General features: G+C 71.6%; 19 protein-coding genes. 10 read left to right on the top strand and 9 right to left on the bottom strand.

Features of this window, described 5'->3' with window-relative positions:
* Both ABZW11_RS30925 and ABZW11_RS30920 read right to left on the bottom strand, forming a co-directional pair.
* Positions 1 to 2,193 (bottom strand): hypothetical protein (locus ABZW11_RS30925; protein WP_355424622.1); only part of this gene is annotated, 2,193 nt, incomplete at its 3' end.
* The gene (locus ABZW11_RS30920) at positions 2,186 to 3,550 is read right to left on the bottom strand and encodes a DUF4407 domain-containing protein (RefSeq protein ID WP_355424619.1); all 1,365 of its coding nucleotides are present in this window, start codon (positions 3,548 to 3,550) and stop codon (positions 2,186 to 2,188) included. The genes ABZW11_RS30925 and ABZW11_RS30920, both read right to left, overlap by 8 nt.
* Between ABZW11_RS30920 and ABZW11_RS30915 the strand changes: the two genes are divergently transcribed.
* Positions 3,531 to 4,844 carry a hypothetical protein gene (locus ABZW11_RS30915; RefSeq protein ID WP_355424616.1) on the top strand — a complete coding sequence of 438 codons (1,314 nt, stop codon included), beginning with the start codon at positions 3,531 to 3,533 and terminating at the stop codon, positions 4,842 to 4,844. The genes ABZW11_RS30920 and ABZW11_RS30915 overlap by 20 nt on opposite strands.
* A gap of 248 nt (positions 4,845 to 5,092) precedes the next feature.
* Positions 5,093 to 5,665, top strand: a complete 573-nt coding sequence (locus ABZW11_RS30910; protein ID WP_355424613.1) for a hypothetical protein — start codon at positions 5,093 to 5,095, stop codon at positions 5,663 to 5,665.
* Here the strand turns inward: ABZW11_RS30910 and ABZW11_RS30905 are convergent.
* Positions 5,650 to 7,386: a cytochrome c oxidase assembly protein gene (locus tag ABZW11_RS30905; protein WP_355424610.1), complete on the bottom strand. Its 1,737-nt coding sequence runs from the start codon at positions 7,384 to 7,386 to the stop codon at positions 5,650 to 5,652. The two genes, ABZW11_RS30910 and ABZW11_RS30905, sit on opposite strands and share 16 nt — an antisense overlap.
* A 301-nt stretch (positions 7,387 to 7,687) precedes the next feature.
* Here ABZW11_RS30905 and ABZW11_RS30900 point away from each other — a divergent pair, with 301 nt between their 5' ends.
* Positions 7,688 to 8,020 carry a YnfA family protein gene (locus ABZW11_RS30900; RefSeq protein ID WP_345405636.1) on the top strand — a complete coding sequence of 111 codons (333 nt, stop codon included), beginning with the start codon at positions 7,688 to 7,690 and terminating at the stop codon, positions 8,018 to 8,020.
* Between the two features lie 77 nt (positions 8,021 to 8,097).
* On the top strand, positions 8,098 to 8,757 hold the full coding sequence (locus ABZW11_RS30895; RefSeq protein WP_355424607.1) for a maleylpyruvate isomerase family mycothiol-dependent enzyme: 660 nt from the start codon (positions 8,098 to 8,100) through the stop codon (positions 8,755 to 8,757).
* A gap of 60 nt (positions 8,758 to 8,817) precedes the next feature.
* Here the strand turns inward: ABZW11_RS30895 and ABZW11_RS30890 are convergent, their stop codons facing one another.
* The 5 genes from ABZW11_RS30890 to ABZW11_RS30870 all read right to left on the bottom strand — a co-directional run bounded on the left by ABZW11_RS30890 (position 8,818) and on the right by ABZW11_RS30870 (position 11,945).
* The gene (locus ABZW11_RS30890; protein ID WP_355424604.1) at positions 8,818 to 9,291 is read right to left on the bottom strand and encodes a hemerythrin domain-containing protein; all 474 of its coding nucleotides are present in this window, start codon (positions 9,289 to 9,291) and stop codon (positions 8,818 to 8,820) included.
* Between the two features lie 107 nt (positions 9,292 to 9,398).
* A complete protein-coding gene (locus tag ABZW11_RS30885) occupies positions 9,399 to 9,548 on the bottom strand; it encodes a GPGG-motif small membrane protein (RefSeq protein WP_345405630.1) in 150 nt (49 codons plus the stop codon).
* A gap of 186 nt (positions 9,549 to 9,734) precedes the next feature.
* Positions 9,735 to 10,610, bottom strand: a complete 876-nt coding sequence (locus ABZW11_RS30880) for a M48 family metalloprotease (protein WP_355424600.1) — start codon at positions 10,608 to 10,610, stop codon at positions 9,735 to 9,737.
* A 56-nt stretch (positions 10,611 to 10,666) separates the two neighbouring features.
* Positions 10,667 to 10,978: a dihydrofolate reductase family protein gene (locus ABZW11_RS30875; protein ID WP_355424597.1), complete on the bottom strand. Its 312-nt coding sequence runs from the start codon at positions 10,976 to 10,978 to the stop codon at positions 10,667 to 10,669.
* A gap of 76 nt (positions 10,979 to 11,054) precedes the next feature.
* Entirely contained in the window at positions 11,055 to 11,945 is an 891-nt protein-coding gene (locus ABZW11_RS30870) for an SDR family NAD(P)-dependent oxidoreductase (RefSeq protein WP_355424594.1), read from the bottom strand.
* A gap of 56 nt (positions 11,946 to 12,001) precedes the next feature.
* On the opposite strand from ABZW11_RS30870, the gene ABZW11_RS30865 reads away from it, so the two are divergent.
* Positions 12,002 to 12,583 carry a TetR family transcriptional regulator gene (locus ABZW11_RS30865; RefSeq protein ID WP_355424591.1) on the top strand — a complete coding sequence of 194 codons (582 nt, stop codon included), beginning with the start codon at positions 12,002 to 12,004 and terminating at the stop codon, positions 12,581 to 12,583.
* Between the two features lie 57 nt (positions 12,584 to 12,640).
* On the opposite strand, the gene ABZW11_RS30860 is transcribed toward ABZW11_RS30865, so the two are convergent.
* The gene (locus ABZW11_RS30860) at positions 12,641 to 14,932 is read right to left on the bottom strand and encodes a polysaccharide lyase 8 family protein (RefSeq protein WP_355424588.1); all 2,292 of its coding nucleotides are present in this window, start codon (positions 14,930 to 14,932) and stop codon (positions 12,641 to 12,643) included.
* Between the two features lie 107 nt (positions 14,933 to 15,039).
* On the opposite strand from ABZW11_RS30860, the gene ABZW11_RS30855 reads away from it, so the two are divergent.
* The 5 genes from ABZW11_RS30855 (at position 15,040) to manD (ending at position 20,268) form a co-directional block, all read left to right on the top strand.
* Positions 15,040 to 15,825, top strand: a complete 786-nt coding sequence (locus tag ABZW11_RS30855) for a FadR/GntR family transcriptional regulator (protein WP_355424585.1) — start codon at positions 15,040 to 15,042, stop codon at positions 15,823 to 15,825.
* Between the two features lie 115 nt (positions 15,826 to 15,940).
* A complete protein-coding gene (locus ABZW11_RS30850) occupies positions 15,941 to 17,254 on the top strand; it encodes a sugar ABC transporter substrate-binding protein (RefSeq protein ID WP_355424583.1) in 1,314 nt (437 codons plus the stop codon).
* Complete coding sequence (locus tag ABZW11_RS30845; protein ID WP_355424581.1) at positions 17,254 to 18,216, top strand: sugar ABC transporter permease; 963 nt, start codon at positions 17,254 to 17,256, stop codon at positions 18,214 to 18,216. Before ABZW11_RS30850 ends, ABZW11_RS30845 begins: the two co-directional genes overlap by 1 nt.
* On the top strand, positions 18,213 to 19,040 hold the full coding sequence (locus ABZW11_RS30840; RefSeq protein WP_355424578.1) for a carbohydrate ABC transporter permease: 828 nt from the start codon (positions 18,213 to 18,215) through the stop codon (positions 19,038 to 19,040). The genes ABZW11_RS30845 and ABZW11_RS30840 overlap by 4 nt, the downstream gene beginning before the upstream one ends.
* A 28-nt stretch (positions 19,041 to 19,068) precedes the next feature.
* Positions 19,069 to 20,268: a D-mannonate dehydratase ManD gene (manD, locus tag ABZW11_RS30835; RefSeq protein ID WP_355424575.1), complete on the top strand. Its 1,200-nt coding sequence runs from the start codon at positions 19,069 to 19,071 to the stop codon at positions 20,266 to 20,268.
* Positions 20,269 to 20,311 lie beyond the last annotated feature (43 nt).

Genomic DNA, 20,311 nt, shown 5'->3' with positions numbered 1-20,311 from the left:
CGGGCCCTCTCCCCCCCCCCCCCCACAACCCCCCCCCCCGCGTTGCCCGCGGCCCCCCCCCCCCCCCTCCTGCTCCCCGTTGCCGTCGAGCAGGCGGAGCCGGTCGAGCACCGCGCCCCACTCCGGGCTGATCAGCGTGCCGGCGAGCTGGCTCCTGGTGCCGGTGACCGCCTCGTGGATCTCTTCCCGTACGAGCCGGTCGGCCAGTTGCGGCAGACGCAGCTCGTACTCGAACTCGATGTTGATCTCGACGAGCCGGCGCGCCACCCGGATGAGCTCGCGCGGCAGCCCGCCGGACAGCGCCAGCACGAGCCGCACGAACGCGTCGGTGAATCCGGGCACACGGCGCTGCAGAAGCTGTTTGGACGACTCGAACGACAGCGGCTCCAACGAGATGACCTCGTCGAAGGCGTTGTCGACGTGGGAGCGCCCGGTGATGGCGCGGCGAGAGAAGGCGGCGCCCAGCTCGTCGGCGACGGCGACGAGGAAGTAGCAATTCACCGAACCGAAGATCGCCTTGATCTCGCTGAGGAAGCGCGTGGCCGCCTCTGCCGAGCCGATCCTGTCGACCTCGTCGATGCAGATCAGCACCCGGCGGCCCCGGGCATGCTCGGTCCTGGTGACCTCCCCCAGGAACCTGCACAGGTGACCGACCAGCTCCGGCATCGTCCAAGGCAAAACCTTCACCGCGACACTCCGGTTGAACGCGGCCTGCAGCAGCGGGAGCGCGCCACTGGCCTGGGTGGTCGCGGTCTGCTCGGCCTGCAGGCGCTGGCAGTGCCTCCTGGCCTCCCTGACGAGCGGCGGTTCCGACTGCCACGACAACCGCCGCCAGTCCCGCTTCGGCACGACGAGGATGATCAGCAGCAGCAGCGCGATCTGGACGGCCTGGTGGTCACCGGCCCACCAGGACGCGAACGCCTCCCGGATGGCGTCCATGTTGCCGCCGGTGAACGTGGCCACCGCGTCGCGCAGCCAGGCCAGCTCGTCGGTGAGCGTCCAGAACAGCAGCGCGGCCAGCGCGCAGGCCAGCATCACCCGGAGCATCGGCGGGCCGGCCACGCGCAGGTAGCGGGCAAGGCTCCCGCGCCTCTTCAGGACGCTCACGCGTTCGGCGCTGAACCCCTGGTCGGTGATGTACGCGGTGCACACGCGCTGGAAGAGCTCGGTGAGGAACTCCTTGGGCACATAGTGCACGGGTGATGGCACCACGACCGAGAACGTGGCGTCTCCCCCGCACAGCCCGTGCAGCAACGTGGTCTTTCCCGAGCCGCGCGGCCCGGCCACGGCGATGCTGGCTCCGTCCGAGCGCCGCAGCGCCTCCTGGGCCCGCCGGGTGGCCCTCGTGGGCACCAGCAGCCCCGGGTGGTAGATCGCCCGCAGCCGCGCGGTGTCCTGGACCAGCAGCCGCGTACCCAGCGAAGGCTGCAGCAGCCGGTTGATCGTCTGGATCAGCTCCGGCATGACCGCGTTCTCGCTGGCGTCCTCCAGCCAGCGTCGCCTGGCCCGCGCCGCCTGGCTCTCGAGGCCCGCCAGGCTGGGCAGGAGCAGGAACATCTTCGCCCGCCGGCTCAGCGGCCGCCCCTCGTGACTCACCGCCAGAATCCAGAACAGGCAGGCGGAGACGCCCATGAGCAGGAGCGAACCGTACGAGAACGGCAGCCCGGCCACCGTTGCCGCTGCCGGCACGGTCAGGGCGGTCACGGCGGCGAGGGCGGCGAGCAGGAGTCTCGGCAGGCTGCGCGCGGCCCGCCCGGCGCGCCAGGTCAGACCGGCCACCGGGATCAACGCCACCGCCACGATCTGGCACGACAACAGCAGAAGCCCGGCCCATGAGGAGACCAGCAGCGACAGTGCGGCGAGCAGCAGGAGTACCGTCCTGGTGGCCAGGAAGTGTCGCAGGGCGGCCGGGCTGAATCCGGCGGCGAGCCGCTCGAAGTCCGTCCTCACCCGGGTGCCGGCATGGGCGAGCCGGGCGAACTCGGCGTAGCTGTCGAGCGCGATCGCGTCGCGGAAGGCGCGGTCCCTGCTGCTCTCCGCCAGAACGTGCTCCCAGCTCACGAGCTGGCGCACGGCCGTGGCGCGAGGCGATTCGCGATCGACGTAGAACCGGATGCGGGGATCCTCGCGGCAGGCGCCGGCGAGCTCGTCCCAAGGAAACAGCCCCTGGGGAGCGGTCCCGGCGTCAGCCATCGCCGCCCTCTGCGGGCCGCGGGCCGGTGGGAGGGCGGGCGTCCCTCATCGTGCGCAGCTCCCGATCCTGCTGGGCCTGCCGGTCCTCGTCGGTCGGGGGACGAGTGACGACCGCTTGGTCCGGCTCGTGTTCCTCGCGTTCCCAGACCTCTTCAAGCGTGACCCTGGCGCCGTCGTGGTCCAGGGCCGCGATCCTCGCCTCAAGCTCCAGCAGCACCGCGTACTCGTGCTCGGCGAGGAGCCGTTCGTACAGTCCCGGTCGTTGCATGAGCTTGACGGCCACCGGCAGGCACTCGATCAGCGTCAGGAACAGAAAGAGCAGCACCATGGCGGCGTAGACGGTGCTATCGCGGGCCGAAACCTCGTTGAGCGCCTGAAGGCGCAGGAGCAGGCCCCCTGAGTTGTGGTTCTCCGCGTTGAAGTTCTCGCGCAGCGCTTCCCGCTGCTCAAGACGCCGGTCGAGCTGGTCCTGGTAGCCGCGCAGATCGTCGGTGGCCTCCTTGAGCCTGGCCTGGTTCGCCTGCTCACCACTCGCCGTGAGGAACTTCTTCCGATCGTCGATCTGCCGGGTCAGCGCGTCGAGCCTGCGCCGGGCGGAGTCATAGCTCTCCTGCGCCTTGCGCGCCAGCGCCCCATCCCCCCGCACCTCGCACTGCTCACCGCCATAGAGCTGGCACTGCCACTCGTCGTAGAATTTGTCCGCGTCTTGCTGCGCCTTGATCCGCGCGGCCTGCAACGTCTTCATCCTCGGGTCGACGTCCGGATCGATCCCCTTCTCACCGCCTGAGTTGATCACGTTGCGCAGCACGCGCACCACTTCGGCCAAGCGGGCGATCTCCGAGCCCAGCCTCCCCTCTGTGAGGTTGCGCTGGAACTCTTCCGTACGTTGCTTCTGAATGGCGACGATCTGTGCGTCGATCTCCGGCTTGAAGATCTGCAGGACCAGCGGAGTGCTGATGAGAATGCTCATCAGCAGGGACATCAGGACCCTGGGCAGGACGACCATGAACCGCCCCGGGCCGCGTGGGGACAGGGACGTGACCATCCACCGGTCGAGGTGCAGAACGCACAGGGCCCACATCAGGCTGAAGACCGACGTGGTCATCACGTTGGCGCCCATCACCGAGACCAGCGCGAACATCATGGAGATGAACGCCAGCAGGCTCGTGATGAGCACCGCGCCGCCGATTCCCAAAAATTTGGGCGTCTCCGTCGGGCACCGGGCGAGGATGTCAGGCCGGGCACCGCTCAGGTAGATCAGAAAGCCTCGCATCACCGCCCTCTCCGCCGCCAGCATCCTAGGCCAGCACGCCGGTCTCGTATGAGAGCATGCGGCAATGTGCGAGGCACTTTCCACCGCTGTCGCGGGACTTTCGCCGGGCCGGTCGCTCAAGGTCCTCGCACCGGCCGCCGCCTTCCGGATCGCAATCGACGACATCGGCGTACCGCGGCTGTCGCCGGCCACCGCAGCCCCCGGGCCGGACGACGACGTCCTCCTCATCGACACCACCCCTGAGGAGGCGGACGCCTTGCGCCGGCTACGCGCCGCTCACCCGGACGCCCCCGTCCTGATCGCGAACGGCGCCGACCTGGACGAACTCCTCGCCCAGGCGGTCGCCGCCGTCCCGATCAGGCACGCCCATGGCCTGCTCGCCGCCCGCGTGGACCCGGCCACCGGGCAGATCAGGCTCACCTCGAGGGTGCTGTTCGAGGCATGCTCCCGGCAGGGCGACGTCGCGACGCTGACCGTGCACAGCGAGGCAGAACACGACCTGGTGTTCGCCGTGATCACCTCGGACGGCGCCACACCTGTCCTGCTTTCGGCCTGGTCGGCCCCGATGCGGCCCGGCCCGCACCGGGTCACGGCCAGGCTCCGCGGCCCTGGCGACGTCGAGTTCCTGTCGCCCACCGGTCTCGTCCCCGACCAGCGCAGCGTGGCCGAACTGATGGACGCGATCCCGGCCGCGCTCGGTCCCGTCGAGCCGGTGCACCTCATCTGCGCGATCGAGGTCTCCGGCCCCGCCGCACGCGTCGCCACCCGGCTCGACTGCGCCGAGAAGGTCATCAGGACCGCGCAGCGACGCCTCCCCCTGCCCGGGACGCTCCGCGTCGGCCTGCTGGCCTACGGAGGGCATCGGTTCGACCGGCACGGCGTGATCGTCACCGACCGGCAGGGCCGCCGCGAAGACGTGATCGTCACCGACTGGCTGGCCTCACCGCAGGAGGCCCTGGCATCGCTGGGCTGGCTGGGCGCCGCCGACCTCGGCTACCCGCGTGCCGCCCAGATCGAGGACATGCTGGCCACGGTCGTCCACCGGCTCGACGCCGCCCGCCGCCCCCAGCGGACGACGCTGCTGGTCATCGGCGACCGACCGCCGCACCCGCCGGCTCTGAACAGGGAGGTCGCTCCATGCCCGCGTGGGCACGACTGGCAGCGGCTGCTCAGCGACCTCGAGCGACGCCCGCACGTCACCCTCGCCGCCGTCCGCGACCAGCCGGGGTCACCGGGCGGCGCGGCCTGGGCACGGCTGGGTGCGACCGCCCTCAAGCCGCTCGACACCGTGGACCCGCACGCGCTGGGCGTCCAGCTCGGCCTGATCGCGCCGACACTCCGCCGGCTACCGGTGCCGCTGGTGGATGAACCCGCGTGAGACCCCTGCGTCAGCTTCTAGTGGTGGTCAGCGGGCGGTGTACGCCGGACATGGCGGTGACGTCGCTGTCGGCAGCCAGATCGGCGACGGAAACTTCGGCGAGTGCGCGTGACCAGTCGTCCTGGGCGGCGGCCGGGGCGCGGGCGATCAAGGCCGCGGCACGCGGCTGAGGCAGCTGCTCGACGTGTCCTCAGAGCGCGCCGCCTTACATTGTAGATCTGCTGGAACCGTCGCGAAGGAGGGCGTGCGTGAGCGACCCCACCGATCCGGCCGCGCTCCGGTACGCCGCCGCCGACCAGCCGGCCATCGGCGACGGCTCCTGGGCGGGTGGACCAGTTGCGGTCGAGGGCTTCTACCGGTGGATCGTCGCGGACCTCGGCCGCATGCCGGCGCTGACCGTGCACGAGGCCGGCTTCGGCCACTACGGGTCGGGCTACGCCTCCTTCGTCGCGGTCCTCGTCACCAGGCGCGACGGGTCGGCCCGCCGCTCGCAGGACGGCTGGACGCACGTCGAAGGGCTCCCCCTCGCTCTGTGCCGGCTCGCGCCGCTGGCGGCGATCTTCCACCCCGCCGTCCACAGCTCGGGCCCTTCAGGCGCGGGCAGCCGGGACTTTCCCGTCCTGGACCGAGTCGCGGCTGCCGCGCCGGAGGGGTGGGGGCAGGAGTTCCGGCAGGTCGCCGCCGTGCTGGAACGTCACGACATCACGCTCCTCGATCCCGCGACGCTGGGCCGGCCGCTGCCGGCGGGGCTCCAGGTGGAGACGTTCCTGGGCAATCCGCCGTACACGGTGTTCGACGCCTGGTTTCACTGGACGGACTGAGCCTTACGCAACGCGGTCAGCGTGAGCAAGGAAATGACCAGGAGCAGCGCTCCCGCCAGGTACTGGTCGGTGATGAGGTCGGGGGCGTCGTGGGGTCTGGCCAGGGCGAACCAGCGGGCCGCGACGGGGGACGCCAGCAGCAGGTACGCCCCCACCCCCACGTACGTCAGGCCCGCCACTGCCGCCAGCCGGCCCCGCCACCCGGGTGGGAGGGCCGGCCGGTCCGCGCCCACCAGCGCCCACGCCGTCACCAGGCCCACGGCGAGGAACAGCAGCTCGGTGCCCAGGTGCTCGGCGTAACCGGTCATCGACCAGGCCAGCCAGCCCGTTCCGTACAGGAGCAGCGCCAGCGCGGGCCAGGCGACGGCCAAGCCCACGGCGGCGAGCGGGCCGAGCCGCCTCCTGAGGGTGGCGGAGCGCGCCGCCAGCGTGACCGGCGCCCCGGCGGCCAGCAGCAGCGGCACGACCAGCGCCAGCACCACGTGCTGCAGCACCTGCGCCGACAGCATCGCCCGCGCGTACCCGCTCACCCCGCCGAGCAGCACCAGCGCGGCCAGGGCGAGCCCGGCGTACCAGGCGATCGTGCGGGCCCGCGGCCAGTCCCGGACCCGGCGCAGGCCGGCCAGGTACGCGACGGCGGGCACCGCGAGCAGCAGCACGGCCAACGGGTCCAGCCGTACCTCGGTGATCAGGGCGGCCGGGGAGAAGGGCGCGAGTGCGTACTCCAGCGCCGGATGGGCGTGCGCGCCGGCCTCGCCGTCCGCCGGAGGCGGGGTGCGGGCCAGGCCGACCGCCAGCCCCATCGCCACCGCCATCACGACCAGCTCGCCCGCCGCCAGCCGGACGAACGTCCTGCGCACGCTGCGGTCGGCGACGCCCGCGACCGTGCGCCGCCGATGCGTCCACCCGAACCACCCCAGCACCGCCAGCGTGGCGACCTTGGCGAGAAGCAGCATCCCGTACGGGCTCTGCCACAGGTCGGACGGCGTGCCCAGCCGCACCCAGCCGCTGACCGCCCCGGAGAAGGCGACGGCGGCGAAGCAGCACAGCGCGATCGCGCTGAAGCGCCGCAGCACCACCGGCAGGTCGCCGGAGCGGCGGAAGTGCACCAGCACCGCGCCCAGCCCGCCGGCCCACACCGCCATCGCCGCCAGGTGAACCATCAGCCCGGACACCGCGAGGTCGTGGTCGCCGGCGGAGGCGGCGTGGCCGACGTACGCGGGAGGCAGCAGCCCCGCCGTCGCGATCACCAGCGGCACCCAGCGCGGCAGGCGCGGCGCCATCGTCGCGGTCGCCACCACGAACGTGACGGCCACGACCAGCAGCAGCGCCCGCGTCTGCGACAGCCCCGCGCCGAACCCGAGCATGTCCGGCCGGGCCAGCAGCTCGCCGACCGGCATCGGAATGAAGCTAGACAAGGTGAGCAGATAGGTCACCAGAGAGGAGAACGCCCACGCGAGCGCCCACCACCCGGCCGCCCGCAGACACGGCTCCCGCTCGGGCGCTGCGGCCGGCGCCAGCACGGACGCCGCCAGCAACGTCCCCACACAAGCCGCCGCACACACCTCGTACACCAGCCGGACCAGCGGCAATCCCCACTCGGTGACCGGCCCGGCAGTGGGCAACCCCGCGACCTGCGGCACCCCGGCCCCGCCCCCGAACCGCAACGCCCCTACCAGGACCAGCGCCCCCACACCGGCCAAGGCAACGACGTAAACCATCGAGTACCACTGGGTGCTCAGGCGCGCCCCCGCCCGAGCATCGAACCGCGCATGAACCGTCATCAGGCACCACTCCCAGCCGCGTACACACGGGTACGCACGAGCGGCGCCCCCGGTTCACCGCCCAGGGCATCCGGTTCCGGCTGCCCGCCGAGCCGGAAGTGGCCGCGTGGGTGCGGGATCTGGACGCGCTCCATCACCTCACCGACGACCTCAAGGGAGTGACGGAACGTCTCACCGCGAAGGGCCTGCGGATCACTCCGCGGACGAGCACCCCCTGAGGTGCGATGTACTACCTCCCATGACCATCCTGCGCTCGCTGCTGCTGTTCGCCCTGGCCGCCCTCGCCGAGATCGGCGGCGCCTGGCTGGTCTGGCAGGGCGTCCGGGAGCAGCGAGGGCTGCTGTGGATCGGCGCCGGCGTCATCGCCCTCGGCCTGTACGGCTTCGTCGCCACGTTGCAGCCCGACGCGAACTTCGGCCGCATCCTGGCCGCCTACGGCGGGGTGTTCGTGGCGGGCTCGCTGGCCTGGGGCATGGTGGTGGACGGCTTCCGCCCCGACCGCTGGGACGTCATCGGCGCCCTGGTCTGCCTGGCCGGCGTCCTCGTCATCATGTACGCCCCACGCACCTGACCCGGCGAGCGATGATTTCGGGGCGCCGCGCGAGTCCGTACCTGCTGACCGTTACAAAAGTTATGAAGAGGGACGATATGACGAACGCACGACGGCAGGCCGCTCCCCCGGACGGCGGCTGGGCGCTGGTGCACGCCGAGCGGGCGGCGCTGGCCGACGACCTGGCGGGGCTGACCGAGGAGCGGTGGGCGACGCCGTCCCTGTGCGAGGGGCTGAGCGTGCGCGAGGTGCTCGCCCACCTCACCTCCGGCGCGAGCCTGAACGGCGTGCGGTGGCTGGCGGGCGTGATCCGGTGCCGGTTCGACTTCGACCGGCAGGTCGCGATGCGGCTGGCCGAGCAGCTGGGCGCGGACGCGGGCGAGACGCTCGGCCGGTTCCGCCGGGTCGTCACCAGCACCACGAAGCCGCCGCTGCCGGTGATCGCGATGCTCGGCGAGACGATCGTGCACGGTGAGGACATCCGCCGGCCTCTGGGCATCCGGCGCTCCTACCCGATCGGCACCCTCACCCGCGTTGCCGAGTACTACCAGGGCACCGACATGGTGCTGCCCGGCAAGAAGCGGATCGCCGGGCTGCGGCTCGCGGCCGAGGACGGCCCGTTCGCGACGGGGTCGGGGCCGCTGGTGTCGGGGTCCACGCTGGCGCTGGTGATGGCGATGACCGGGCGGGCGGCGTACTGCGACGAGCTGACCGGCGACGGCGTGGAGGTCCTGCGCGAGCGGCAGGGCATGCGGTGATCAGAACGGGACCGCGCCGGATGCGGCGCGGTCCCGTTGTGAGCGGTCCTGTTCAGGTGGTCATTGGGTGGCGCTGGGGATCTTCAGGGGGTCCCGGGGCGCCTCGCTCTTGGCCTGGGCCATCTGCTCGCCCAGCTCCTGCAGCCGCTTGCGGCCCAGGGCCTCGCGGACCTGGGGGAACCACTCCTGTTCCTCCTCCTCGACGTGGTGACGGACGTTCTCCATGAGAACGGTCATCTTCGCGTCGTAGTGCTCGTCGGCGGGGTCGAGCTTCTTGAGCTCCGACAGCATCCAGACGACGACGTGGTGTTCCTCGACGCTCTCCAGGACGTGGTCGTCGGTCTCGGGCACGTCGGCGCGGACGGCCGGGTAGAAGATCGTCTCTTCGATGTACGTGTGCGCGGTCAGCTCTTCGATGACCTGGGCGACGATCTTCTCTTTTTCCTTGTGGGCCTTCGGCCCGGCCTTCTCGAACTGCTTGAACAGCTTCTCCACGGTTTTGTGGTCGTCTTTGAGCAGCACGATGGCGTCCATGGAGCGCTTTCTCCTCAGTGGGTGTGCGGGGGACGTTTCGTACGGGCAGGCCGGCCGCGCGGTCGCGGCCGGACGTGGCCCGCGTGGGGGCCCGGTCGTGCCGGGCGTCAGACGTTGAAGATGCTCACCCCGCCGGGGCCGACCAGCAGTCCGACGACGATGAGGACGATGCCCCAGAGGATGTCGCGGCGGGCCAGCAGCACGTAGACACCGGCGACGACGAGGATGACGGCGAGAATCCAAAGAAGAGTAGCCATGGGACCGCGACTGCCCTGAGGCCGGGCCGGGAAACGGTGGAAGGCCGCGCAACCCATAACGCTTCGATCACGGGCGGGGCGGGTCGTGGCCGCTGGGGCAGGTCGGCGTACCGCTGCCACCTGCGCTTCAACAGGACAGCGACACCTTGGATGACACCGTGGACTTCGTGCACCTGGCCCTGATCGTCAGGTCAGGTGGTCCACGCGCTCGGCGATGCCCGGGTGCGTGGACCACCAGGAGAACCGGGCCCGCTTGGCGGGCACCAGACTCGCCATGGACAGGACCGCGCGCAGGTCCGTACGCGGGATGATGGCGTTCTGACTCACTTTGAGCAGGGTCGCGGCGAGCAGGGCGGGCCGCCCGGTCTGCACGGCGGCGTCACGGTCGGCGGCGAGCTCGCGGTAGCGCGACAGCGCCCGCAGCGGCAGCTGCGCCACCAGCCCGACCAGGCCGAACAGCAGGATCAGCGGATAGAGCCAGTACAGCAGGACCGCGAGCGGCAGGTCACACAACTGGCGGACGAACGACCGGGGCCCACGGTTCCGGCGCACGAAGCCGCCCGCGACCCGCGCTCCCCACGTCATCGCGGCCGCGGGTGAGCCTGCCACCGTCATGAACGCGACGTCCCGATGCCTGACGTGCGCGACCTCGTGCGCGAGGGCGGCGGTGAGCTCGTCCGGCTCCAGCAGGTCGAGCAGCCCACGCGTGACCACGACGGTGGTGTGCCGCCGCGAGCGGCCGACCGTGCAGGCGTTGGGGAAGGCGTCCTCGGTCACGGCGACGCGCGGCTTCGGCACGTCGCTGAGCGCGCAGAGCCGGTCGAGCACGGCGTGCGGGACGGGCTCCTGCTCGGCGTCCACCAGCCGGGCGCCCGCCATCCTGCGGGCCAGCCACTCGGCCGACCACCACTGCGCCGCGACCGCCGCCACGAGCCCGGCCGCCGCGACGGCCCAGCCGCCGGCGAGCACCAGCCACGCGACGGGAACGGCGTAGACGAGCGCGAGCAGCAGCGCCGCCACGATCATGCGAGCGACCAGAGCGTGCTCACCGTGCCTGGCCATGGGCGGCTCCTCCGTACGCGCCGGTGCCTCCAGTGAACCCCACGCAGGGCCTGCCCTCAAGCCCTCTTCACCCGGTAGCGCAGGTGGGTCGCGGCTCCCCCGACCGGCTCGCCCACGGGGATCAGCTCGGCCCGCTCGCCGGCGAACAGCGGCGTCCCCTCCCCCAGCAGGAACGGCATCACGTGCAGGTGCACCTCGTCCAGCAGACCCGCTCTGAGCAGGCTCCGCGCCACCTCCGCGCCCAGCACCAGGACGTCCTTGCCGCCGGCGGCCTCCTTGGCGCGCCGCGCCGCCGCCTCCAGCCCGTCGAAGGCGAACCGGCCGCCGTTGTCGCCGATGAGGTCCTCCCTCGTGCGGTGGGTGACCACGAAGCCGGGCCGCGCCGCCGGGGCCCTCGCCCGCCATCCACGCGTGCAGCCGCTCGCCGCCGTCGCCCGTCACCCGTCAGTCGGAGCCGTCCCGGCCGTCTCGACACGCCGGCGCGCGGTTTTCGGTGAATTCCTCGCACAGCGCCCAGACGGCGTCCTGGGCTCGGCGGTCGAGGGCGGCATCGGGCCAGTCCTTACGCCGGCACTTCGCGTCGAAGTACGCCCCGTTGACGCCCTCCACCTCGGGGCTCGACGCGAGGTGGATGCTGGAGCGGGCCGGTCTCGCCAGGTCGGCGAGGAGCCGGGGCGCGGCCAGGCGCAGGAGCGGGACGAGCGGGCGGTAGGCGTACGGGAAGCCGGCCATGGTCATCGTCTGGTTCATCGGGGTGTGGGCGTGGCCGGGGTAGGCGACGTTGACCGTGACGCCGGTGCCGGCCACCTGCTCGGCGAAGCGCAGGCTCATCGCCATCAGCATGGTCTTGGTGTGGTTGTACTGGCTGAACGTCCAGCCCAGATAGCGGCGCTCGGCTTGCAGGTTGCCCGGGTCGATCGGGGTGCCGGGGATGCCGCCGGTGAGGTTGACGACCCGGCCGGCGAGCAGGGGCAGCAGCAGGCGGGTGAGCGTGTACGGCGCCAGCACGTGGGCGGCGAAGGTGAGTTCCACGCCGTCCTCGGTGAGGGTGCGGCGCGGCGGGTGGGCGCCGACGTTGTTGACCAGGACGTCCAGGCGGTCGCAGCGGGCGGCCACGTCGGCGGCGAGCCGGGTCAGCTCGCTCAGGCGGGTGACGTCGGCGGCGATGGCCTCGCCGCCGGTTTCCGCGGCGGCCTGCCTGGCGCGTCCCGGATCGCGGCCGACCAGGATCACCCGGGCGCCGAGCGCGGCCAGGCCGCGTGCGGTCTCCTTGCCGATCCCGCCGGTGCTGCCCGTCACCAGAGCCGTCTTTCCTCGCAACGAATATGAGAGCATGGGCCCAAATATGACACCGAGTGCCACAGATGGCAACCGGTGTAAGATGTTCGGTCATGGAAGGTCTGCGGGATCGCGCCAGGCGTGCCGTACGCGCCGAGTTGGCGGAGCGAGCACTGGAACTGTTCACCGAGCGCGGGTTCGAGGAGACGACCGTCGACGACATCGCCAGGGCGGCCGGCATGTCGAAGCGCAGCTTCTTCCGCTACTTCCCGGCCAAGGAGGACGTGCTGTTCGGCGGTGTCGAGACGCTGGCCGAGCAGGTAGCCGCCGAGGTCGCCGCGCGGCCCGCCGGCGAGGGGCCGTGGGAGTGCCTGCACGCGGTGCTGCGCGACCGGGAGGCGCGGATCAACACCCAGGTCGAGGTGATGCGGCTGATCGAGGACACGCCCGCGCTGCGTACCAGGCTGCTGCAGAAACGCGACGAGGCGCGCGGCCGCATCATCGAGGCGCTGGCCGGGCGCGGGGTGCCCGCTCTGGAGGCCGACCTCGCGGCGGCGGCTGCCGGGGCCGCGCTCGACACGGTGGCGCGCGAGTGGCTGCGCACCGGCGGCACCGCCGACCGCACCGCGCTGACGGACCGCGTCTTCAGGATGCTGCGCCCGGCCTTCCTCTCAGACTCTGACCGGCCTTGCTGAGTCTCCGCGGACGTTCCCGCGCTCAGAGGTCCAGCCGACGCTGCTGAAGCCGGCCGCTCAGACGTTCACCACCGCCGTGCGCGCGTGGCCGCGGGTGCCGGCGACCTCGACCTTGAGCGCGCCCTTCGACCGGCGCACGCCCCGGTCGGCCTTCCTGATCGACTTGATCCGCCAGGGCAGCGTGAGCTTGAGGTCGTCGGCGGTCCTGGAGGGGTCGGCGACGGCGAGGCGCACCTGGAACTGGTCGCGGCGGAGCACCACCGCGCACGGCCCGTCGGCGCTCAGCGGGCCCTCGTCGGTCTCGACCGTCCCGGCCCGCCAGAAGACGGCGGCCACCAGGTTGTCGCGGTAGATGGCCTGGACGGTGCCGGAGTTGGCGAGGATCTTGACGCGGCCCTGGTAGGCGGCGGTCTGGTGGGCCGAGGCGTCGGGCAGCACGGCGTAGGCGTAACGGGCCTTGCGCGGGTCCACGCCGTGGTCGAGCAGGATCGTCGTGTAGTGCCGGGTGACGGGCGTCGAGTCGCCGCCGGTGGTGGCGCCCTTGTCGATGTCGCTCCAGCGCCCCGTGCGCTTCTCGCGCAGCACCTTCGGCTTGGCGCCGTCGAGCAGCGCGTACCCGCCGACGCCGGCCAGGTGCACCCAGCCGTCGCCCTTGGACAGCGGCGGATGGGCGTCGTGGGTGTTGCGGTTCTCGACGACGGTCTCGACACGGCGGCCGTCGGAGGCGGTGATGCCGGTGCCGAGCGCGATCACGGCGTCGTCGAGCAGGAACCACGCCTTCTTGGCCCGCAGCGAGGATCCGTCGCCGATCAGCTTCATGACGGCCAGGCCGTACTCGCCGTCCAGCGCCACCCCGCCCGCCCACGGGGTCGCCGGGCGGCGCCGGGTGCCGTGGCGCAGGTCGCCGCGCTTGCGGCGGTCGACGGTCGTGCCGGGCAGCCGGTACGGGTCGATCGTCGGCCACAGCTCGTCGTTCCAGTGGGTGAGGTCGGCGGTGTAGAGGTAGGTCATGCCGTCGCCGGTGTACCAGCCGTGCAGGTTCTCCCTGTTCATGGCCTCGACGGCGCCGATCCGCTCCGAGCTCATGGCGATCGCGTACGCCCACGTGGGCCGGCGGTGCACGACCCGATCCATGTCGGCGAAGACGTACGTGCCGGTGGTGCGCGGCCCGACCGGCACCGACGGATCGCGCAGCAGGGCGTCCGCCCGCGCGATGCCGGCCAGCGGCGCGACCGCCTGGTACGGCACGGCCTGGTTACGGGTCAGCCAGCCCTTCACCAGGGGACGCCAGCGTTCTGCGTGCTTCTCGGGCGCCGTGTCCAGCAGGGTCAGGATGGCCTCGATCGTCTTCTGGCCCGAGTGGTGGTCGCGGTGGCCCTGCACGGAGATCTGCCGCCCGCGTACGCAGTCCATCATCAGCCCGTCGAAGACGAACGGCACGAAGGAGCGGTCCACGAGGTCGTACACGGCGTCGATGCGGCCGATCTGCCAGGGCGAGCGGGCGAGCATGGCGATCAGCCTGGCCACGCTCTCCAGATAGTCGACGCCGTAGCTGCCGGTGTAGGGGTAGATGTCGTGCTGGATGAACGACCCGTCGCGGTAGAACCCGTCGCCCGGCCCCCGGGTGAGGCGCAGCAGGTCGGAGACGGCGTCCTGAGCCTTCCTGACGAGCCGGGCGTCGTGGGTGAGCAGGCCGCGCATCGCGACGGCCATGGCCTTGCCGGCCCGGTTGGCGCCGGTCTCGACGACGCCGGGGTGGCTGATGCGCCGCTCGGGGTCGGGGCACCAGCGGCGCAGCGGGCGCAGCCACCGGTCGAGCCGGTCCTTGGGCAGGCCCTCGTAGAGCAGGGCACAGGTGTCGGTCAGGGCGCGGGGGACGCCGATCTCCCACCAGTACCAGTTGCTGCCGCGCCGGCCGATGTGCTCGTTGTAGGCGTGCTCGTACAGGAAGTCGAGTGCTTTGACGGCGGTCTCGGCGACCTGGGCGTCGTGGTGCAGGGCGGTGCCGGGGGTGGCCCAGCCGATCGCCAGCGTGCGCATGCGGTTGTAGGAGCGGTTGAAGTCGCCGCTGTTCGGGTCGCCGAGCGGCAGGTCGGGCCAGAGGCTGGGGCGGCGCGCGTCGGGCTTGAGCTTGCGCAGCACGGCCCTGGCCGAGCCCTCGACGGCCCTGGTCTTGTCGGCGTAGGCGGGGTCGTACGACGTGCCGGCCAGCAGGCTCACCCATCGGCGGCGGGCGGTGTCGAAAGCCGCCGCGTCCACCACCCCCGCCCCGGCTCTGCCCCCGAAAGCCAGGCCGGCCACGGCCGCGGCGCCGAACAGAGCGGAGCGGCGGCTGAGCGGGTGGGTCATAAGGGCCTTTCCGGACAGCTTTCAAACGTAGCGATCATATGTCGCCATCAGGGCCGGCCGTTCCGGTTCCGTACGGGGTCAGGACGGCCTCCTGTATCCTCGGGTGCATGCCCGCCGACCCGCCAGCAGCGATGGGCCAGGACATCGCACAGTCCTACCGGGGGCTGCTCACCGAGCGCATCGCACGCCAGCTGGAGCACGGCATCCGCTCCGGCGAGATCCAGGTGGGGTCCAAGCTTCCCTCCGAGCGTGAGCTGGCCGCCCAGTTCGGGGCCAGCCGCAACGTCGTACGCGAGGTGCTGCGCCGGCTGGAGGCCCAGCACCTGATCGAGGTGGCGCCGGGCCGTGGCTCGTTCGTCAGGGAGCAGACCTCCCAGCACGCCCGCCACTACGACGCCCTCTACCGCGCGGGCCGGCCGACGGTCCGCCAGCTCATCGAGGCGCGCATCCCGCTGGAGGTCGAGATCGTCGGGCTGGCGGCCGAGCGGGCCGACGCGGCGCAGCTCGCGGTCATCGAGCAAGCCAACGACGCGCTGCTCAAGGCCACCGATGTCGTCGACAAGGCCCATGCCGACCTCGACTTCCACGACGCGATCGCGCAGGCCAGCGGCAATCCGGTGCTGCGCATCATGCTGTCGTCGATCAGCGGCATGATGTTCGAGATGATGCTGCGCTCCCACTCCGACCCCAGCATCGGCGAGCCGGGCGTGCCGCACCACCCCGAGATCTACGCCGCGATCGCCGCCCGCGACGTCGAGCGGGCCCGCGACCACATGCGCGAGCACCTCACGCTGGGGCTGCGCACCTACGGCGCCGACCTCGACGTGAGCGTCGACGTGATGGCCAGGCAGCACATCGAGGCGCTGCTGAACCAGGCCGCCCACCGCCGCTGACCTCCCCTGTCCCCCCGTCACCGGGGGTGGCGATCGGTGACGAGGGACTGCTATGGTCCGACTGGTCCTACCAGTTGGACCACGCATAGGACGTACCGATGCAGAAAGCCGATCCATGAACGACCACCCCCTCAGCCGCCCGCTGAGTCGCCGGGCGTTCGGCAGGCTCGCCGCGGCGGCCGCCGTCTCCCTGGGCGGCACGGCGCTCGCGGGCTGCTCGTCCGGCGGCGGCAAGCCCTCGGCGAACACGCCGCTGCGCATCATGGCGATCAACCACGTGTGGTCGCAGGCCGTGGCGAAGCTGCTGCCCGAGTTCGAGGAGCGGATCGGGCGGCGGGTGTCGATGACGCTGCTCACCTCCGACCAGCTCGCCAACAGCTACAACGTCAAGCTCAACGCCTCGGCGAGCGACATCGACGTGATGATGGTCCGCGCGCTGCAGGAGCAGCTGCTCTTCGCGCACAACGACTGGCTGGCCGATCTCACCGGCCTGGTGACGGGCGACGCCGCCTTCGCCTGGAACGACTTCCTCCCGGCGACCCGCGAGCGCTCCGTGAGCGCGCGCAAGGTGCTGAGCGTCCCGGTGGTGACCGAGCGGCCCGCCCTCTACTACCGCAAGGACCTCACCTCACCGCCCGGGACGCTGGACGAGCTCATGGAGCAGGCGCTGCGCTTCGCGGGGCGCGGCGACGGGTTCTTCGGCTTCGTCGGCCGCGGCCAGCGCGCCGGCGCGGTCAGCATGTGGTCGAGCTTCCTGTACTCCTTCGGCGGCGACTTCACCGTCGACGGCCGCTCCGGCATCGCCACCCCCGAGGCGATCGCCGCGTACGAGTACTACGGCCGGCTGCTGGAGCGGGCCGGGCCGCCGGGAGCCACCAACATGAGCCTCGAACAGGCCATGCCGATCTTCGCCCAGGGCAAGGCGGCCTTCTACGTGGACGCCGACGCCATCTACACCAACTTCCTCGACCCCAAGATCTCGACCGTGCAGGACAGGGTCGGCTTCGCCCCCTTCCCCGCCGGGCCCGCCGGGGCGCGGCCGTTCAACATCCCGTCGTGGAGCCTCGGCGTCAGCCGGTTCTCCCGGCTGCGCGACGAGGCCTGGCAGTTCATCCGCTGGGCGGCAGGCCCCGAGATGGTCAGGCGCATGCAGGCCGACGGCATCCCCGGCGCCCGCCGGTCGGCCTGGTCCGACTCCGCCACGCTCGCCGCGTTCCCCGCCGACCTGGCCAAGGCCATGCAGCGGCAGGCGGAGATCGGGCTCGGCATCGACCGGCCCGACGTGCTGCAGGTGGGCAGGGCCCGCGACATCGTCGGCCGCCCGCTGGTGGCCGGCATCCTCGGCGAGCCGGTGGCGCCGGTCGCCCGGGAGGCGGACGCCGAGTTCGCCGACTTCCTCGTCCGCGACAACCGCCACAGGGAGGGCTGATGTCGGTCACCTCCGCCGCGGCACGCCGCCCCGCGAGCACCCGCGGCACCCGCGGCACTCGCGGCGCACGCCCGCAGCGCTCGTTCGAGCAGGCCAACCGGCGCCTGAAGTGGGCGATGCTGACGCCGGCGCTGGCCTTCGTCGGCCTGATGATCGTCTTTCCGCTGGTCTTCACGCTCAACCTCGCCTTCACCGACGCGTTCGGCGCGGTGAACGCCGGCAAGGGCTACATCGGGCTGCGCAACTTCACCGACGCGCTCACCGACGTGCGCCGCTTCTGGCCGGCCGTCGGGCGCACCGCCGCCTTCACGGCCGGCGCGGTGCTCATCGAGACCGTGCTCGGGCTGGCCCTGGCCATGCTGATGCGCAGGCCGTTCAGGGGCAGCAGGTGGGTGCGGACGATCCTCATCATCCCGCTGCTGACCACGCCGGTCGCGGTCGGCATCCTGTGGCTGCTCATCCTCGACCCCACCAACGGCATCGCCAACCACCTGCTGACCTCCGTCGGACTGCCGCCGCAGGAGTTCCTCGGCTCGGTCGGCCAGTCGCTGCCGGTGCTCATGCTGATCGACGTCTGGCAGTGGACGCCGATGATGACGCTGCTGCTGCTCGCCGGCCTCGCCACGCTGCCGGCCGAGCCCGAGGAGGCCGCGCACGTGGACGGCGCGGGCCGCTGGCAGCGCTTCCGCTTCGTGGTGCTGCCGATGCTCTTCCCCACGCTGGCCACCGCCCTGATCCTGCGCGCCATCGACGCGCTGAAGACCTTCGACATCCTGTACGCCACCAAGGGCCCCGGCGGCGGCTCCGACTTCGAGGTCGAGACCCTCAACGTCTACGCCTACGGCCTGACCTTCGACTACCAGGAGTACGGCCTGGCCTCGGCCGTGCTGGTCCTGTTCACCCTCGCCATCGTCGGAGTGGTGGTCCTGCTCCGCCGCCGTCCGGGAAGGAAGTCCGCATGATCGCCGCCGGCTACGGGCGCCGCGCCCTGCCGTGGCTGCGGGGCGCCCTCATCACGATCGTGTGCCTGATCTTCGTGCTGCCGATCGTGTGGTTGTTCGCCGCCGCTTTCAAGACGAACGTGCAGGTCACCGACCCTACGGTGGGCCTGATCTTCTCCCCCACGCTGGACAACTTCCGCAACGTCCTGGCCGACGGCGAGGTGGTGGCGGCGCTGCGCAACTCGTTGATCGTCGGCGTGGTCTCCACCGTGCTGTCGGCCATCATCGCGGTGCCCGCCGCGTGGGCGGTCGGCCGGTTCAGGATGCACCGCACCGGCTCGCTGGTGCTGGTCGCGCGGATCGTCCCGGCCATCTCGCTGCTGGTGCCCTGGTACTACCTGTTCGCGCAGGCCGGGCTGGTCGGCAGCTACACCGTGCTGGTGCTCAGCCACATGTTCGTCTCCGTGCCGCTGATCCTGTGGATCATGATCGGGTTCTTCGAGGGGCTGCCGACCGAGCTGGAGGAGGCCGCGCGTACCGACGGGCTGAGCGTCTTCGGCGCGTTCTGGCGCATCGCGCTGCCGCTGGCCGCGCCCGGCACCACCACCGCGTCGGTGCTGGCGTTCATCTTCAGCTGGAACAACTTCATGTTCGCGCTGATCTTCTCCGACGAGGACACCCAGACCGCGCCGGTGACCCTGTTCCACTTCATCTCCTACGCCAGCACCGACTGGGGCGGCCTGATGGCCGCCGCGTCCCTCATGACCGTGCCGGTCGTCATCGTCGCCGTGCTCGGGCAGAAGTACCTCGTCGCCGGGCTGACCGCCGGGGCCACCAAGGGCTGAGGCCCCCTCTTTCACGAAAGGCAGAGCATTGAAGATCGTCGACGCCAAGGTGGTCCTGACCAGCCCGGGCCGCAACTTCGTCACGCTGAGGATCGAGACCGACGAGGGCGTCACCGGCCTCGGCGACGCCACGCTCAACGGGCGCGAGCTCGCCGTGGTCAGCTATCTGACCGACCACGTCGTGCCGCTGCTGCTGGGCACCGACCCGCACCGCATCGAGGACACCTGGCAGTCGCTCTACCGGGGCGCGTACTGGCGGCGCGGTCCGGTCACAATGGCCGCCATCGCCGCCGTGGACGTCGCCCTGTGGGACATCAAGGCCAAGGTCGCCGGGCTGCCGCTCTACCAGCTGCTGGGCGGCGCGAGCAGGGAGCGGGTCCGCACGTACGGGCACGCCTCCGGCCGCGACCTGCCCGAGCTGTTCGACTCGATCAGGGCCCGCCTTGAGCAGGGCTACCAGGCGATCCGCGTGCAGACCGGCGTGCCGGGGCTCAAGCGGGTGTACGGCGTCCGGCACACCGTGGACACCGCCGCGGGGCCGCGTCCCGTGGTCGAGGACTGGGACACCCCCGCCTACCTGCGCAGCCTGCCCAAGGTCTTCGACGCCGTGCGCCAGGAGTTCGGCCCCGACCTGCCGCTGCTGCACGACGCACACCACCGCCTCACCCCCATGCAGGCGGCCCGGCTGGGCAAGGACCTGGAGCCGTACGACCTGTTCTGGCTGGAGGACTGCACGCCCGCCGAGAACCAGGAGGGCCTGCGGCTGGTGCGCTCCCACACCACGACGCCGCTGGCCATCGGCGAGGTCTTCAACACCGTCTACGACTACAAGACGCTGATCGGCGAGCAGCTCATCGACTACGTGCGCTCCGCCGTCACCCACTTCGGCGGCGTGTCGCCGCTGCGGAAGCTGTTCGACTACGCCGCCCAGTACCAGATCAAGACCGCCGTCCACGGACCCGAGGACATCTCCCCCGTCGGCATGGCCGCCGCGATCCACCTGGACCTCGCCGTGCACAACTTCGGCATCCAGGAGTACGCCGGCTACACCGAGGCGACCGAGGCCGTCTTCCCGCACGCCTACACCTTCACCGACGGGCACCTGCACCCGGGCGAGGAGCCGGGGCTCGGCGTGAGCCTGGACGAGGAGCGGGCGGCGGCGCATCCGTACGAGGCCGCCTACCTGCCGATCAACCGGCTCCAGGACGGCACGATCCACGACTGGTGAGAGCATCAGGCAGGAACCGGCGAGGATCGATCTAGGGTTTCCC

It is taken from the genome of Nonomuraea sp. NPDC004580, assembly GCF_040609855.1.
Lineage (GTDB): Bacteria > Actinomycetota > Actinomycetes > Streptosporangiales > Streptosporangiaceae > Nonomuraea > Nonomuraea salmonea.
Note: the sequence above shows the minus strand (reverse complement) of the source record. Positions and strands in the feature narration are given on the sequence as shown.

What these genes read in the sequence shown, in the direction of transcription:
- ABZW11_RS30905 (WP_355424610.1), bottom strand. Translation starts at nt 7,386, where the DNA reads ATGGTTTACGTCGTTGCCTTGGCCGGTGTGGGGGCGCTGGTCCTGGTA.
- ABZW11_RS30845 (WP_355424581.1), top strand. Translation starts at nt 17,254, where the DNA reads ATGTCGGTCACCTCCGCCGCGGCACGCCGCCCCGCGAGCACCCGCGGC.
- ABZW11_RS30900 (WP_345405636.1), top strand. Translation starts at nt 7,688, where the DNA reads ATGACCATCCTGCGCTCGCTGCTGCTGTTCGCCCTGGCCGCCCTCGCC.
- ABZW11_RS30915 (WP_355424616.1), top strand. Translation starts at nt 3,531, where the DNA reads ATGTGCGAGGCACTTTCCACCGCTGTCGCGGGACTTTCGCCGGGCCGG.
- ABZW11_RS30890 (WP_355424604.1), bottom strand. Translation starts at nt 9,291, where the DNA reads ATGGACGCCATCGTGCTGCTCAAAGACGACCACAAAACCGTGGAGAAG.
- ABZW11_RS30855 (WP_355424585.1), top strand. Translation starts at nt 15,040, where the DNA reads ATGCCCGCCGACCCGCCAGCAGCGATGGGCCAGGACATCGCACAGTCC.
- ABZW11_RS30860 (WP_355424588.1), bottom strand. Translation starts at nt 14,932, where the DNA reads ATGACCCACCCGCTCAGCCGCCGCTCCGCTCTGTTCGGCGCCGCGGCC.
- ABZW11_RS30870 (WP_355424594.1), bottom strand. Translation starts at nt 11,945, where the DNA reads ATGCTCTCATATTCGTTGCGAGGAAAGACGGCTCTGGTGACGGGCAGC.
- ABZW11_RS30865 (WP_355424591.1), top strand. Translation starts at nt 12,002, where the DNA reads ATGGAAGGTCTGCGGGATCGCGCCAGGCGTGCCGTACGCGCCGAGTTG.
- ABZW11_RS30895 (WP_355424607.1), top strand. Translation starts at nt 8,098, where the DNA reads ATGACGAACGCACGACGGCAGGCCGCTCCCCCGGACGGCGGCTGGGCG.
- ABZW11_RS30850 (WP_355424583.1), top strand. Translation starts at nt 15,941, where the DNA reads ATGAACGACCACCCCCTCAGCCGCCCGCTGAGTCGCCGGGCGTTCGGC.
- ABZW11_RS30840 (WP_355424578.1), top strand. Translation starts at nt 18,213, where the DNA reads ATGATCGCCGCCGGCTACGGGCGCCGCGCCCTGCCGTGGCTGCGGGGC.
- ABZW11_RS30880 (WP_355424600.1), bottom strand. Translation starts at nt 10,610, where the DNA reads ATGGCCAGGCACGGTGAGCACGCTCTGGTCGCTCGCATGATCGTGGCG.
- ABZW11_RS30885 (WP_345405630.1), bottom strand. Translation starts at nt 9,548, where the DNA reads ATGGCTACTCTTCTTTGGATTCTCGCCGTCATCCTCGTCGTCGCCGGT.